This window comes from Pseudomonas sp. PSPC2-3, from assembly GCF_049898265.1.
In the GTDB taxonomy this organism is placed as follows: Bacteria; Pseudomonadota; Gammaproteobacteria; order Pseudomonadales; family Pseudomonadaceae; genus Aquipseudomonas; species Aquipseudomonas veronii.
In genome coordinates, this window is the sequence record NZ_JAFCXJ010000002.1 from 563,688 (window position 1) to 578,246 (window position 14,559).

Annotated in this window: 12 protein-coding genes; 9 read left to right on the forward strand and 3 right to left on the reverse strand. The window is 63.7% G+C overall.

The features are described from left to right. The first annotated feature begins 25 nt into the window (after positions 1 to 25). Genes ACP7E3_RS06490 through ACP7E3_RS06505 form a run of 4 tightly spaced genes read left to right on the forward strand, consistent with a single transcriptional unit; the run spans position 26 to position 4,396 of the window. A complete protein-coding gene (locus ACP7E3_RS06490; protein ID WP_017848221.1) occupies positions 26 to 496 on the forward strand; it encodes a DUF2271 domain-containing protein in 471 nt (156 codons plus the stop codon). Positions 497 to 521: 25 nt separating this feature from the next. Next, a complete protein-coding gene (locus ACP7E3_RS06495) occupies positions 522 to 2,702 on the forward strand; it encodes a PepSY domain-containing protein (protein WP_426122610.1) in 2,181 nt (726 codons plus the stop codon). Next, a complete protein-coding gene (locus ACP7E3_RS06500; protein WP_128191888.1) occupies positions 2,692 to 3,681 on the forward strand; it encodes an FAD:protein FMN transferase in 990 nt (329 codons plus the stop codon). The genes ACP7E3_RS06495 and ACP7E3_RS06500 overlap by 11 nt, the downstream gene beginning before the upstream one ends. 13 nt (positions 3,682 to 3,694) lie before the next feature. Beyond that, positions 3,695 to 4,396: a VIT1/CCC1 transporter family protein gene (locus ACP7E3_RS06505; RefSeq protein WP_046382838.1), complete on the forward strand. Its 702-nt coding sequence runs from the start codon at positions 3,695 to 3,697 to the stop codon at positions 4,394 to 4,396. Between the two features lie 43 nt (positions 4,397 to 4,439). Here ACP7E3_RS06505 and ACP7E3_RS06510 read toward each other — a convergent pair whose 3' ends face one another. Further along, positions 4,440 to 5,102 carry a C39 family peptidase gene (locus tag ACP7E3_RS06510; RefSeq protein WP_426122612.1) on the reverse strand — a complete coding sequence of 221 codons (663 nt, stop codon included), beginning with the start codon at positions 5,100 to 5,102 and terminating at the stop codon, positions 4,440 to 4,442. A 211-nt stretch (positions 5,103 to 5,313) separates the two neighbouring features. On the opposite strand from ACP7E3_RS06510, the gene ACP7E3_RS06515 reads away from it, so the two are divergent. Continuing rightward, entirely contained in the window at positions 5,314 to 5,475 is a 162-nt protein-coding gene (locus tag ACP7E3_RS06515; protein ID WP_164887010.1) for a hypothetical protein, read from the forward strand. Here ACP7E3_RS06515 and ACP7E3_RS06520 read toward each other — a convergent pair. Further along, positions 5,472 to 5,882 (reverse strand): hypothetical protein, encoded by a 411-nt coding sequence (locus ACP7E3_RS06520; RefSeq protein WP_046382836.1) that lies wholly within the window; start codon positions 5,880 to 5,882, stop codon positions 5,472 to 5,474. The genes ACP7E3_RS06515 and ACP7E3_RS06520 overlap by 4 nt on opposite strands. 209 nt (positions 5,883 to 6,091) lie before the next feature. Between ACP7E3_RS06520 and ACP7E3_RS06525 the strand changes: the two genes are divergently transcribed. From ACP7E3_RS06525 to ACP7E3_RS06540, 4 genes are all read left to right on the forward strand, one after another. Beyond that, the gene (locus tag ACP7E3_RS06525; protein WP_046382835.1) at positions 6,092 to 9,313 is read left to right on the forward strand and encodes an efflux RND transporter permease subunit; all 3,222 of its coding nucleotides are present in this window, start codon (positions 6,092 to 6,094) and stop codon (positions 9,311 to 9,313) included. Continuing rightward, the gene (locus ACP7E3_RS06530) at positions 9,303 to 10,472 is read left to right on the forward strand and encodes an efflux RND transporter periplasmic adaptor subunit (protein WP_046382834.1); all 1,170 of its coding nucleotides are present in this window, start codon (positions 9,303 to 9,305) and stop codon (positions 10,470 to 10,472) included. Before ACP7E3_RS06525 ends, ACP7E3_RS06530 begins: the two co-directional genes overlap by 11 nt. Next, entirely contained in the window at positions 10,456 to 11,874 is a 1,419-nt protein-coding gene (locus tag ACP7E3_RS06535) for an efflux transporter outer membrane subunit (RefSeq protein ID WP_046382833.1), read from the forward strand. Before ACP7E3_RS06530 ends, ACP7E3_RS06535 begins: the two co-directional genes overlap by 17 nt. Positions 11,875 to 12,338: 464 nt before the next feature. Next, positions 12,339 to 12,797, forward strand: coding sequence for an REP-associated tyrosine transposase (locus tag ACP7E3_RS06540; RefSeq protein WP_057004476.1), 459 nt, complete (start codon positions 12,339 to 12,341; stop codon positions 12,795 to 12,797). 385 nt (positions 12,798 to 13,182) lie between these two features. Here ACP7E3_RS06540 and ACP7E3_RS06545 read toward each other — a convergent pair whose 3' ends face one another. Further along, on the reverse strand, positions 13,183 to 14,466 hold the full coding sequence (locus ACP7E3_RS06545) for a Zn-dependent hydrolase (protein ID WP_046382831.1): 1,284 nt from the start codon (positions 14,464 to 14,466) through the stop codon (positions 13,183 to 13,185). Positions 14,467 to 14,559: the final 93 nt, after the last annotated feature.

Consider the following 14,559-nt stretch of genomic DNA (forward strand, 5'->3'; position numbering starts at 1 on the left):
CACAACGTTCAACCAGGACATCATCATGAAAAAGATCATTGCTGCAACCTGCCTCGCCGGCGCCATTGCCCTGCCGGGGCTGGCCCAGGCCCGCGAAGTGACACTGACCACCCAACTCAAGGACTACAGCGGCAACGGCGCGTACCTGGCGATCTATGTTACCGACGCCAACGGCCAGTACCAGAAAACCCTCTGGGTCGCCGGCAAAAAGGCCAAGTACTACCGGCACCTGAGCGACTGGGCGCGTGGCAGCGCCATGAAGCCGAGCGAGTTTGACGGCCTCAGCGGCGCCAGTGTCGGCAGCGGCCGCAGCCTCACCGTCAGCGTGGAACTGGCCGACACCTTGATCGACGCCGGGTATCAGATCCGTATCGACAGCGCCGTGGAAGACAAGCGCGACAGCCGCGCCGACGTCAGTGTTCCGCTGACATCGGCCGGGTCGGGCAAGCCGGTCAGCGGCAGCACTTATGTCGAGTCCTTTACCTACGACCTGTAACACCTGCGACTTCTGGAGGCTGAACATGCTTCGCCAGTTCCATTCACTGCCCGGTCTGATCGCCGCCCTGTTGGTCATGATATTGGCCATCAGCGGCGCAGTGCTGTCCGTCAATCCGGCCTTGGAACGCCTGCACGGCACGTCAACCGCGGCCGGGCAGCTCAATGTCGGCCAGTTGGCGGGACGCATCGCCAACCACTTTCCGGGGGTGGAGCAGATCCAGCGCAGCGCCTCCGGAACAGTGATCATCTACTACAACCAGGACGGCCAGGCGGGTGCGCAAACCGTCGATCCACTGACCGGCCAGGGCCTCGGGCCCTATGAGCCGTCCGTTGTTTCGCGCTGGGTAAAAGACCTGCACCGCTCGCTGTTCATGGGTACCACCGGGCATGGGATCGCGGGCGTCGGCGCACTCTTCATGTTGATGCTTTGCGTGTCCGGCGCGCTGTTGCTGGCGCGCCGCCTGGGTGGCCTGCGCAACCTGTTGCGGCCGCTGCGCGGCTCGTTCAGCCAGCGCTGGCACGCCGAAGTCGGGCGCCTGGCCGTGCTCGGGCTGCTGCTGTCGGCCTTGACTGGGCTGTACATGTGCGCCACGACCTTCGGTTTGATCGCCGACGGCAGTCAGGCTGAGCCGGCCTTCCCCGCGCATATCAGCGTCGGCGCGGCGCAGCCGGTGGCCAACCTGCAAGCCTTGCAGGCCATCGATCTGAACGACCTGCGCGAACTGGTTTACCCGAGCCCCGGTAACCCCGAGGACGTGTTTTCCCTGCGCACCGCCCAGGGTGACGGCTACGTGGACCCGGTCAGCGGCACGCTGTTGTCGTATCAGGCCCACGATTCAATGCACAACCTGTATCAACTGATCTATCAATTGCACACCGGCGAAGGCCTCTGGTGGCTGGGCTTGATCCTCGGGGTTAGCGCCCTCAGCGTGCCGTTGATGAGCGTGACCGGCATCCTGCTGTGGTGGCGCCGCCGCAAGGCCGCGCCGAAGATTCGCCATAACAGCCCGGCCCACGCCGCCGACAGCGTGATTCTGGTGGGCAGTGAAACCAACAGCACCTGGGGTTTTGCCAATACCTTGCACGCGGCGTTGCACCAGGCCGGGCACCGGGTTCACAGCGCCGCGATGAACGATTGGAAGGGCGAGTACCGCGCTGCCCAGCGCCTGTTCATCCTCACCGCCACCCACGGCGACGGCGATGCACCGGCGTCGGCCGCGCAGTTCCTGGCACGGCTGCAGCAAGTGGGCCTCAAACCCGGCCTGCCCTTTGCGGTACTCGGGTTTGGCGACCGGCAGTTTCCGCGATTCTGTCAGTACGCCCATCAGGTGCAGGACGCGATGGTACAAGCCGGCGGCACGCCATTGCTGGGGCTGGAAACCGTGAACCGTCAATCCTCGCAGGAATTTGCGCGCTGGGGCGATGCGTTGGCGGCGCCACTGGGCCACGAGCTGCCGCTGATCCACACGGCGCAGCGCCCGCGCAGCCGTCGTCTGGAATTGACCGAGCGCATCGTCTATGGCGAAGCCGTGAACGCACCGACCCACGTCCTGCGTTTCAAGGCCGCGGGCGCGCTACCGAGCTTCCAGGCCGGCGATCTGGTCGGCATTTTGCCGCCGGACAACCCGGTGCCGCGCTTTTACTCGCTGGCCAGTTCCTCTGAAGACGGCACGCTGGAAATCTGCGTGCGCAAACACGAAGGTGGCCTATGCTCGGGGTTCCTGCATGAGCTGAAGATCGGCGGGTCGGTCGAAGCGTTCATCCAGCCCAATCCGCAATTTCGTCCGGCGTCGGGCGCGCACCCGGTGATTCTGATCGGTGCCGGCACCGGTATCGGGCCCCTGGCCGGTTTTATTCGCCATAACACCGCCAAACACCCGATGCACCTGTATTGGGGCGGACGCAACCCGGCTTCGGATTTTCTCTATGAACCGGAGCTCAAGCGTTACCTGGCCGACCGCCGCCTGACCGCATTGCGCGCGGCGTTCTCCCAGGTTCAGGAGCGCAGCTATGTGCAAGACCGGTTGCTCGGCGATGCCCTGGCGTTGCGCGCCCTGATCGAAAACGGCGCCCAAGTGCTGGTGTGCGGCAGCCGCGAGATGGCCAAAGGCGTGATGCAAGCGCTGGATAACGTGTTGGCCCCGCTCCATCTGAGTGTGCTGGCCCTGAAAGCACAAGGACGCTACCGTGAAGATGTCTACTGAGCCCCAACGCTACAGCCTGAACGGCGAGACCATGGGCACGCGCTATACCGCCGTGTTCTATGCCGAGGCAGGCGTCGACACCGACGCGATCAACCGCGGCCTGGCCCAGGCCGTGGGCCGGGTGGACCAGCAGATGTCCACCTGGAAGGCCGATTCCGACCTCAACCGCCTCAACGCCGGCCCCGAGCAAACATGGTTGCCGGTGCCCCAGGAACTGGCCACGGTGTTGGCCGCCGCGTTGCGGGTCAGCCAGCAATCCGGCGGGGCTTTCGACATCGCCGTCGGTGATCTGGTGGACGCCTGGGGCTTCGGTCCCGGCGCACCCTCAGTCACAGAACAGACCATCGACGCCCTGCCGTCACGCAGCGGTCTGTCGGCCACTGCGGCGTTGACGGTGGACACGCAACGCCACCAAGTGCGCAAACGCGCGCCGCTGCACCTCAACCTCAACGGGATCGCCAAAGGCTTTGGCGTCGACGAACTGGCGCGCTGCCTGGACGGCTTCGGGCTGACCCGCTACCTGGTCGGCATCGATGGCGAAATGCGTGCCCGCGGCGTCAAGCCGGATGCTCAACCGTGGGTCGTGGCCATTGAAAAACCAAGCCGGGGCCAGCGTGAAGTGATGGGAGTCATGGAACTCAGCGACGCCGCCATCGCCACCTCCGGCGACTACCGACACTGGATTGACGTGAAAGACCGACACTATGCTCACACCATGAACCCGGCCACCGGCGCCCCGCTGTGCAATACCGTCGCCGCCGTCACGGTGGTGGCCGCCTCGTGCATGCTCGCCGATGCCTGGGCCACGGCGTTGATGGTGCTGGGCGAAGTCGAAGGCCCACGCCTGGCGCAGGCACGCGGGATGGACGCGTTGTTCGTGCTGCGCGAGGGTGAACAACTCAAAGAAATATCGATTGTCGGCGGTATTCTGCAGGCGCAGATTGAAAGCCGTCCGCCCCAACCCCGTCCACGAACGTGAGTCCCGCACACCGATGAAATTCATGCACCGGCACACCGAATCCCACCGCAGTGACCGTATCGGCTGGCTGCGCGCCGCGGTACTGGGCGCCAATGACGGCATCGTCTCCACCGCCAGCCTGTTGATCGGTGTCGCCGCCGCCAACGCCAGCCACGCCTCGCTGATCGTCACCGGCATGGCCGGGCTGGTGGCGGGGGCGATGTCGATGGCGGCCGGTGAATACGTTTCGGTGCATTCCCAGGCCGATACCGAGCACGCCGATCTGGCCCGAGAGCGAGCGGAACTGGCGAGTAACCCGAAAGCCGAACACCGCGAACTTGCCAACATCTACATGCAGCGTGGCGTATCACCCGAATTGGCTCATCAGGTCGCCGACCAATTGATGGCGCACGACGCCTTGGGGGCTCACGCCCGGGACGAGCTGGGCATCAGCGAAGCCCTCACCGCCAAACCGCTGCAAGCGGCGCTGGCCTCGGCGGCGAGTTTCGTGGTCGGTGCCGCGTTGCCGCTGGCGGTGACGCTCATCGCGCCAGAGCACAGCGTGGTGCCGTGGATCTGCGGCATGTCCCTGCTGTTTCTTGCCAGCCTTGGCGCCGTGGCGGCCAGGGCCGGCGGGGCGAAAGTCTTCGTCGGCGCCTGGCGCGTAACCCTGTGGGGCGTGCTGGCCATGGGCATTACGGCCAGCGTCGGGGCATTGTTCGGCGCGGTGGTGTAGCGCGAAAACACACCGCGTCCCAACGTGGCGGGCGCGGTGTGTCTTACTTTCTTTCGGCCAATACCTTGAGTGCCTGCGCCGCAGCCTGCTCTTGCCCGGCCTGGGCGGTGGCATTGGCCGCTTCGCGCCAGCGCTGCGTATCCACATTGGCCGGCAACTGGCTCGGGCGCTGGGTGAGGATTGCCCAGTGACCGGCGCTGCTCCACTTCGACTCAAAGTCACTGAAGCTCATCAACAGCCGCCGATCCATGCCTGAGCGCAGCAGCACCGTGCTTTTCTGCTGGTTGAAACCCACCACGACCACGTAGTGCGTGCTGGACAACAGGCCGCCGCCGATCCGCGCCATCACCGGGTAACCCGCGCTCACCTGCGCCAGCACCGAGGTGAACTTGGCGTCGAGCGGATACACCATCAACCCGTATTCACGGGCCAGCACCTGCATGTTGCGCTCCAGGTTCGCTTCGTCGCCCGGCAAGTGCAGCGGCTTATCCAGCAAGCCCGGTGTCATGACAATGCCTTGTTGCGACAGCATGCTGGCTAACGCCGTGGGACCGCTTTGATAAGCGTCGCTGCGAAACGTCGGCACGCCATTGAGCTCGACACGCTCCGGCAGGCCCGGCAGTTTCGACGGCTGCCCGGAACAGGCCGCGAGCCCCAGGGTGCAGGCCAGCAGCAAGGACGTTGTAACGTTGGACCGTAACCGCAATTTTCTACCCTCTTGATCAACTGCCGGTAAGGGCCCTGATCATAGGACGCTCTTCCGCTCGGGTATAGCCTTGAACCGCAGTAAAACGCCCGGGATAGAGCAAAGAAGTTGGATCGACACGACCATTGGTCAATAGCAGGCAACCGTCGTCTGACTAGACTGTCCATTGAGAAGACTGTGTGTGCGCCCTGCTGGGCGAAAGGAGGCCAGAATGAGCCTTGCAACGACGATTTTCCTGTTGATCTGCGGTTGGCTCGCAGTGGCCGCCGCCATGTTGTGGGGGGTGTTGCGCATTACCCGTCGGCACCATCACCCCCACGTCAAAGCGGCTGCATCCGCCAAGCCGCACAAGACGGCGGTGCATCACGCCTAGCCAGGCATGCAATTGAAGTCCTGCGTTGCCGCGACTTCCTTACCGTGACCATCCAGGAGCGATGCGCGCACGGTGGTGCCCAGGCTGGATTCGATCAGGGTGTAGTGCTCACCCGCCTTGAAGTCTTTGTACTCCACGCGACCCTGGCAGTCCTGCTGGTTATCGTCGCCCGGCTCTTCCTCGAACAACGTCACATCCAAACGATGGGCTCCCGGCGGCACTTCGAAAAAGCGCCCGTCATCCACGCGTTTGCCGTCGACGCGCTCGGCCATCAGGTCATTCGGCGCTTCTTCTTTCAATCCGATCCAGGCTTCGCTGGGGTCGGCTTTGGGCATCGGGCCGGCGCAGGCCGACAGTAACAACACAGCGCTCAAGGCGGGAATCAGCAATAACGGTTTGAGTGACATGGCAGAACTCCAAAGAATTTCAGTTAAAAGACGCATCGCATCCGATGGGTCACAAGCTTGGAGAGCCGCCCTTTGTAGAACAAATGAATACACATGAAACGATCTTCAGCCCATACCTAAATCTTCCTTCACCTGGCTGAAAGGTGCGTGTTAGGTGGGTCGGGCAAGACTGCCGGGGTTTGCAATCCTGCTCCCTCGGAGGTTCACGCATGCTCGGGCTGGTAAAGACCGCACTGCAAAAGCCGTACACGTTTATCGTGTTGGCCATATTCATCTGCATCATCGGGCCGATGGCGGCCCTGCGAACCCCCACTGATGTATTCCCCGATATCGGCATCCCCGTCGTTGCAGTGGTCTGGCAGTACAACGGCCTGTCGCCGGACGCCATGGCCGGGCGGGTGATCTACACCTACGAACGCTCCCTGAGTACCACCGTCAACGACATCGAACACATCGAATCGCAATCCCTGCCGGGCATGGGCATCGTCAAGATCTTCTTCCAGCCCGGCGTCGACATCCGCACCGCCAACGCCCAGGTGACAGCGGTGTCACAAACCGTGCTCAAGCAAATGCCCCCCGGCATCACGCCGCCGCTGATCCTCAATTACAGCGCATCGACGGTGCCGATCCTGCAAATGGCGTTCTCCAGCCCGACACTGTCGGAAGCCAAGATCCGCGACCTGGTGCAGAACAATATCCGCCTGCCCCTCAGCGCCCTGCCCGGCCTGGCCATGCCCACGCCCATGGGTGGCAAGCAGCGGCAGATCACCCTCGACCTCGACCCGCAGGCGCTGGCCGCCAAAGGCTTGTCGGCGCAGGACGTGGGCAATGCCCTGGCGTTGCAAAACCAGATCATCCCGGTGGGCACCGCCAAGCTCGGCCCCAACGAATACACGATCCTGCTCAACAACAGCCCCAAGGCCATCGATGAACTCAACGACCTGCCGATCAAGACCGTCGACGGTGCGCTGATCACCATCGGCCAGGTGGCCCACGTGCGTGACGGTTCGCCACCGCAGACCAACATCGTGCGCGTCGACGGCCATCGCGCGGTGCTGATGCCAGCGTTGAAAAACGGCAGCATCTCCACCCTGTCGATCATCGACGGCATCCGCCAGATGCTGCCGCGCATCAACGAAACCCTGCCGCCGTCGCTGAAGACCTCATTGCTCGGCGATGCGTCGGTGTTCGTCAAACAATCGGTGGGCAGCGTGGCCCAGGAAGGCATCATCGCCGCGCTGCTGACCAGCGCGATGATCCTGCTGTTCCTCGGCAGCTGGCGCTCGACGCTGATCATCGCCGCTTCGATCCCCCTGGCGGTGCTGTCGGCCATCGCGCTGCTGGCGGTCAGCGGGCAAACCCTCAACGTGATGACCCTCGGCGGGCTGGCGTTGGCGGTGGGGATTCTGGTGGACGACGCCACGGTGACCATCGAAAACATCAACTGGCACCTGGAACAGGGCAAGACGGTGAAGGCTGCGATCCTCGACGGCGCCGCGCAGATCGTCGGCCCGGCGTTCGTCTCGCTGCTGTGCATCTGCATCGTGTTCGTGCCGATGTTCTTGCTGCAAGGCATCGCCGGGTACCTGTTCCGGCCGATGGCCCTGGCGGTGATCTTCGCCATGGCCAGCTCGTTCATCCTCTCGCGCACCCTGGTGCCGACATTGGCGATGTACCTGCTCAAGCCGCACACGCCGGAACCCGGCACCGGCCACCACCCGGAAGATGCGTTCATCAACCACCACGAAGGCGAGCAGCACACCAAACCACGCAATGCCGTGCTGCAGTCGGTGCTGAATTTCCAGCAGGGTTTCGAGCGGCACTTCTCGAACATCCGCGACACCTACCATGGCCTGCTGACGTTGGCCCTGGGCAATCGCAAGCGCTTCATCGTCGGCTTTTTAGCCTGTGTGCTCGCCTCGTTTTTGCTGCTGCCCAGCCTGGGCCAGGATTTCTTCCCGGCCACCGACGCCGGGGCGCTGGCGCTGCATGTGCGTTTGCCGCTGGGTACGCGGATCGAGGAAAGCGCTGCGGCGTTCGACCGGATCGAGGCGCGGATACGCGAAGTGATCCCGGCCGACGAACTCGACACCATCGTCGACAATATCGGCATTCCGCTGAGCGGCATCGACATGGCCTACAGCAGCAGCGGCACCATCGGCCCGCAGGACGGCGATATCCAGGTCAGCCTGAAACAACACCACGCGCCCACCGCCGACTACGTGAAAAAACTGCGTGAGGCGCTGCCGCAAAGTTTCCCTGGCAGCCACTTTGCGTTCCTGCCAGCGGACATCAGCAGCCAGATCCTCAACTTCGGCGCGCCGGCGCCACTGGACGTGAAAATCTCCGGGCGCAGCGATGCCGAAAACCGCGCCTACGCCGTGGAACTGGAACGCCGTCTGCAACACGTACCGGGCATCGCCGACCTGCGCATCCAGCAGTCCACCGGCTACCCGTCGCTGCAAGTGAATGTCGACCGCCTGCGCGCCAACGGCCTGGGCATCACCGAGCGCGATGTGACCAACAGCATGGTCGCGTCGCTGGCCGGCAGCTCGCAAACCGCACCGACCTTCTGGCTCAACCCGGCCAACGGCGTGTCCTATTCCATCGTCGCCGCCACCCCGCAATACCGCCTCGACAGCCTGCCGGCGCTGGAAGCGCTGCCGGTGACCGGTGCCGATGGTCAATCGCAAATCCTCGGCGGTGTGGCCAGCATCTCCCGCGTGCAAAGCCCGGCGGTGGTGACCCACTACAACATCGAACCGACCCTGGACCTCTACGCCAACGTGCAAGGCCGCGACCTCGGTGGCGTGGCCCGCGACGTGCAAAAAGTGCTGGACGACACCGCGTCCATGCGCCCCAAAGGCGCGACGATCAGCCTGCACGGGCAGATCGATGCGCTGCATGAAGCCTTCAGCGGTTTGAGCGTCGGCCTGCTCGGCGCGGTGGTGCTGATCTACCTGCTGATCGTGGTCAACTTCCAGTCATGGGTCGACCCGTTCGTGATCATCACCGCGCTGCCGGCGGCATTGGCGGGGATCGTGTGGATGCTGTTCCTCAGCGGCACGTCGTTGTCGGTGCCGGCGTTGACCGGGGCCATCCTGTGCATGGGCGTGGCCACCGCCAACTCGATCCTGGTGGTGAGCTTCTGCCGGGAACGCCTGGCCGAACATGGCGATGCGCTCAAGGCCGCACTGGAAGCCGGCTACACGCGCTTTCGTCCGGTGTGCATGACCGCCCTCGCGATGATCATCGGCATGCTGCCGCTGGCCTTGTCCGAGGAGCAGAACGCGCCGCTCGGCCGCGCCGTGATCGGTGGCCTGATCCTCGCCACCACCGCCACCCTGTTATTTGTTCCCGTGGTCTTCAGCCTGGTCCACGGTCGTCAGCCTACTCGCGCAACTGTTGGAGAAACGCCCCATGTCGTCTGATCACAAACCCTCGCGCAAGCGTCTGATGCTCATGGGTGTCGGCGGCCTGACCCTGGCCGCCCTGCTGGTCGCCAACGGCCTGTACGCCCGCACAATGCACGAGCGCTCCGTCACCGCCTGGACCGAAACCGCCGCCGTGCCGCAGGTGATGGTGTTCCAGCCGCAGCAGAACGTAGCCGGTGACACCCTGCGCCTGCCCGCTCACCTTGAAGCCTGGAGCAAGGCGCCGATCCATGCGCGGGTCAGCGGCTACTTGAAGGACTGGAAAGTCGACATCGGCAGCCAGGTCAAAGCCGGGCAAATCCTCGCCGAAATCGACAGCCCCGATCTCGATCAACAACTGGCGCAGACCCATGCGCGCCTGGTGCAGCAACAGGCCAATGCGCGGCTGGCCGCCACCACCGCGACGCGTTGGCAGAACCTGCTGGCCAGCCATTCGGTGTCGCGCCAGGAGGCCGATGAAAAAACCTCCAACGCCGCAGCGGCCAAAGCCAACGCCGAAGCCGCCGCTGCCGATTACGCACGCTTGTCGGCGCTGGAAAGCTACAAGACTATCCGCGCGCCGTTCGCTGGCACCATCACTGCGCGCAACACCGACATCGGCCAGTTGATCAAGGCCGATACCGACAGCGACCCGGAGCTGTTCAACATCGCCGACACCCACCAGTTGCGCCTCTACGTACCGGTGCCGCAGAACTACGCGGCCGTCATCCACCCCGGGCTTGAAGCCGAGCTGAGTGTTCCCGAGCACCCCGGCGAACACTTCAAGGCGCACCTGATCGGCGACTCCACCGCCATCGACCGCCGCTCCGGCACCCTGCTCGCGCAGTTTGTCGCCGACAACCCCAACGGCGAGTTGCTGCCAGGCGATTACGCCGAAGCGACCCTGCCGATTCCGGCAGACACCCATGGCGTGAGCATCCCGGCCAGCGCGCTGATCTTCCGTGCCCAAGGCACCCAGGTCGCGGTGCTGGATGCGCAAAACCACATACACCTGCAGGCCATCCATATCGGCCTGGACCTGGGTGAACGCCTGGTGATCGACCAGGGCCTGAAACCCGCCGACCGCGTGGTCGACAACCCGCCCGACGCCCTGCGCGAAGGCGACCCCGTGCAACTGGCCGACGCCTCCGGAGGTGCCCATGCGCCCAAGGCTTAAACCGCTTGCCGCGGTGATGCTGCTGGCGTTGCAAGGTTGCTCGCTGGCACCGACCTACAACGTGCCGGCGATCGACCTGCCGGCCAACTATCGCGAACAGACCAGCGATGGCCCCTGGCACAGCGCGCAGCCGTCCGACCAACTGGCGCCGCAGTGGTGGACGCTCTACCGCGAACCGCGCCTGGATCAGTTGCAACAGCAATTGCTCAAAGCCAACCCGGACCTGGCGGCAGCGCTGGCGCACTTCGATGCATCCCAGGCGTATGCCAGCCAATTGCATGCCGGGCTGTTCCCGCAGATCACCGCCAGCGCACAACCGCTGCGTCAGCGCCAATCCGACTCGCGTCCGCTGCGCGGCACCACGCAGCCGTCGGTTTACAACAGCAACACGGCGGGGTTTTCGTTGAGCTACGACTTGGACCTGTGGGGCAAAATCCGCAACCAGGTGGCGGCGGGTGATGCGCAGGCGCAAGCGTCGGGCGACGATCTGGCGGTGGCGCGTTTGAGCTTGCAGCATCAGTTGGCGACCTTGTACGTGCAGCTCAATGGGCTGGATGCGCAAAGTCGGATTCTCAACAGCTCGCTGGAGGATTTCAGCCAGGCCCTGCAACTGACCCGCAGCCGCTACGAGGGCCAGATTGCTTCGGAACTGGACCTGACCCGCGCGCAAAACCAGCTCGCCCAAGCCAAGGCGCAACTGGATGAAGTGCGCGGGCAACGCAACCTCACCGAGCATGCCATCGGTGAACTGGTCGGCGTGGCGGCCAGCGACTTCACACTGCCGGCGAGCCAACAACTGATCGCCCTGCCGGGGATTCCGTCGCAACTGCCGAGCCACCTGCTGCAACGTCGCCCGGACATTGCGGCGGCCGAGCGCCGAGTGTTTGCGGCCAACGCAAATATCGGCGTGGCCAAGGCCGCGTGGTACCCGGATTTCAGTCTGACCGGGCTGATTGGCGGGCAGACCCAAGGCGTGGGGAATTTACTGTCGGCGGGCAATCGGTATTGGGCGCTGGGGCCGCTGATGAACTTGCCGATCTTCGATGGCGGTCGCTTGAGCGCCAACGAACGCCAGGCCAAGGCCGAGTTCGAACAAGCCTCGGCACAGTACCGCAGCCAGGTACTGAAAGCCGTGCGCGAGGTCGAAGACAACCTGGCACAGCTAAGGGATTTGCAGCAGGAGGCACAGGATGAACAAGCCGCGGCAGATGCGGCGCAGCATACGCAAGCGTTGGCGATGAACAGCTACCAGGCCGGCGCGGTGAGCTATCTGGATGTAGTGACCGCGCAGACAGCGGCGTTACAGGCACAGCGGACCTTGCAGGCGGTGCAGACACGGCAGTTGCAGGCGAGTGTGGGGCTGGTCACCGCGCTGGGCGGCGGCTGGCAACCTGGCGCCTGACGCTTTTTTTGTGCAAACCAGCTCAAAGGTGGGAGCTGGTTTGCCTTTGATGAGGCTGGATCAGCCAAACATCACCGACTGATCCAGCACACATTCAGTCTTCCGGCCGACTGTTGAGAAACACGGTCACTGCTGTGTAATCACTGTCATTGGCGTGTCGGTACGCGGTATTGCTGTGATAGCGGCGGCGTCAGTTCCGGCCTCATCGGGGGCAAGCCCCCTCCCACATTGGTCCGGCGCCAGACACACAATGTATGAACACCGCAGAGCCCATGTGGGAGGATTCAAGCCCATCCCACACTGGTCCGGCGCCAGACACACAATGCATGAACACCGCAGAGCCCATGTGGGAGGGGGCTTGCCCCCGATAGCGTGCGTACAGACACATCCTGCCAAAAGCCTGCCCTTCAACCTGCAGTTCACCCATCTAGCCTCTCAAAACACACCCAGAGAGAGGCCAGGGAATGCCCGACTTACCCGCTTCACACCGCCTGCGTATCGGTCGATTCAGCGAACCCAACCGTATCTACCTCATCACCACCAACACCCACGAACGCATCCCGATATTCAAGAATTTCCATCTCGGTCGCTTGGTGGTCTGGCAGTTTCGATTAGCTCAGTACCAAGGGCTGGCGAACTCCCTGGCATGGGTGATCATGCCGGACCATTTCCATTGGCTGCTCGAACTGAAAAAAGGCTCGCTGGCTGACCTGATGCGCCAGGTGAAGTCCAAAAGCACACGGAGCGTCAACGGTGCGAGCGAACGCAAGGGGCGGCTTTGGCAGGAAAGTTTCCATGACCGGGCGCTGCGCAAGGAAGACGACCTGGTGAAAATGGCCAGGTATGTGGTGGCCAATCCATTGCGGGCGGGATTGGTTAGCCGGATTGGCGACTACCCGTTGTGGGATGCCATTTGGGTATAGACACAGTTCAACTGTGGGAGGGGGGGCTTGCTCGCGATGGCGGTGGGTCAATCACATGTGTATCGGCTGAACCACTGCTATCGGGAGCAAGCTCCCTCCCACACTGATCCTGCGCCAGACACACAATGTATGAACACCGCAAAACCCATGTGGGAGGGAGCTTGCTCCCGATGGCGGTGGGTCAATCACATGGGCATCGGCTGAAAGACCGCTATCGGGAGCAAGCTCCCTCCCACACTGATCCTGCGCCAGACACACAATGTATGAACACCGCAAAACCCATGTGGGAGGGAGCTTGCTCCCGATAGCAGTGGTTCAGCCAGCTTATCTGTAACTGACCCACCGCCATCGCGAGCAAGCCCCCTCCCACAGGTTTTACCGCGTTTCAGGCCGCGCGTTTGCCGCTGGCAATGGCGGCCGAGGCGGCCACCATCGCCCGCAACAACACCGCACACCCCGCCGCCAGGTCATCCGGCGCGGCGTTTTCGATTTCGTTGTGGCTGATGCCGCCTTCGCATGGCACGAAGATCATCCCCGCCGGGCCGAGTTCGGCGACGAAGATCGCGTCGTGCCCTGCCCCGCTGACGATGTCCATGTTCGACAACCCCAACCCATTCGCCGCATCGCGCACTGCGTCGACGCAACCCTTGTCGAAATACAGCGGCGGGAAGTCGGCGGTGGGTGTCATTTCAAAACTCAACCCATGCTTGGCGCAGGTCTCGTCGATCACCTGGCGTACCTGGGCGATCATCGAATCCAAGCGCGCCGGTTCCAGGTGGCGGAAGTCCAGGGTCATACGCACCTCACCCGGGATGACGTTGCGTGAGCCCGGATAAGCCTGCAAGCAACCGACAGTGCCACACGCATGCGGCTGATGCCCCAATGCCGCCGCATTCACCGCCGCGACCACGGCGGCTGCGCCGACCAGGGCATCCTTGCGCAGGTGCATCGGCGTCGGCCCCGCGTGGGCTTCAACGCCGCGCAGGGTCAAGTCGAACCACTTTTGCCCGAGGGCACCGAGCACCACGCCGATGGTTTTCTTTTCATCCTCAAGAATCGGCCCCTGTTCGATATGTGCCTCGAAATAGGCGCCGACTTTGTGCCCACTCTCCGGCCGCGTCCCCGCATAGCCGATCGCATTCAGTGCCGCGCCGACGCTGATACCCTGCGCATCGACCTTGGCGAGGGTGTCGGCCAGGCTGAATTTCTCGGCAAACACCCCCGATCCCATCATGCACGGCGGGAAGCGCGAGCCCTCTTCGTTGGTCCACACCACCACTTCCAGCGGCGCCTCGGTTTGCACCTTGAGGTCGTTGAGGGTGCGCAACACTTCCACACCGGCCAGCACGCCGAAGCAGCCATCGAACTTGCCACCGGTGGGCTGGGTGTCGATATGGCTGCCCGTCATCACTGGCGGCAGGTCGGGGTTACGCCCGGGGCGACGGGCGAAGATGTTGCCGATACCGTCGACGGTCACGCTGCACCCGGCCTCTTCGCACCATTGCACGAACAGGTCGCGGGCCTGGCGGTCGAGATCGGTGAGGGCCAGGCGGCACACGCCGCCCTTGGCGGTGGCGCCGAGCTTGGCCAGCTCCATCAACGACTGCCACAAACGGTCGCGGTTGATGTGCTGATGGGTCGATTGCAGAACGTCCAGGGCAGCGTTCATGGGGATCTCCTCAGGCTACATGTTATGAATGGAATGCAGTTCAAATGTGGGAGGGGGCTTGCTCCCGATTGCAGTGGGTCAGTCACCCATGCA

Bases quoted from the DNA above. Each gene is read 5' to 3' on its own strand.
- ACP7E3_RS06490 (WP_017848221.1), top strand. From the start codon at position 26: ATGAAAAAGATCATTGCTGCAACCTGCCTCGCCGGCGCCATTGCCCTG.
- ACP7E3_RS06495 (WP_426122610.1), top strand. From the start codon at position 522: ATGCTTCGCCAGTTCCATTCACTGCCCGGTCTGATCGCCGCCCTGTTG.
- ACP7E3_RS06500 (WP_128191888.1), top strand. From the start codon at position 2,692: ATGTCTACTGAGCCCCAACGCTACAGCCTGAACGGCGAGACCATGGGC.
- ACP7E3_RS06505 (WP_046382838.1), top strand. From the start codon at position 3,695: ATGAAATTCATGCACCGGCACACCGAATCCCACCGCAGTGACCGTATC.
- ACP7E3_RS06515 (WP_164887010.1), top strand. From the start codon at position 5,314: ATGAGCCTTGCAACGACGATTTTCCTGTTGATCTGCGGTTGGCTCGCA.
- ACP7E3_RS06520 (WP_046382836.1), bottom strand. From the start codon at position 5,882: ATGTCACTCAAACCGTTATTGCTGATTCCCGCCTTGAGCGCTGTGTTG.
- ACP7E3_RS06525 (WP_046382835.1), top strand. From the start codon at position 6,092: ATGCTCGGGCTGGTAAAGACCGCACTGCAAAAGCCGTACACGTTTATC.
- ACP7E3_RS06530 (WP_046382834.1), top strand. From the start codon at position 9,303: ATGTCGTCTGATCACAAACCCTCGCGCAAGCGTCTGATGCTCATGGGT.
- ACP7E3_RS06535 (WP_046382833.1), top strand. From the start codon at position 10,456: ATGCGCCCAAGGCTTAAACCGCTTGCCGCGGTGATGCTGCTGGCGTTG.
- ACP7E3_RS06540 (WP_057004476.1), top strand. From the start codon at position 12,339: ATGCCCGACTTACCCGCTTCACACCGCCTGCGTATCGGTCGATTCAGC.
- ACP7E3_RS06545 (WP_046382831.1), bottom strand. From the start codon at position 14,466: ATGAACGCTGCCCTGGACGTTCTGCAATCGACCCATCAGCACATCAAC.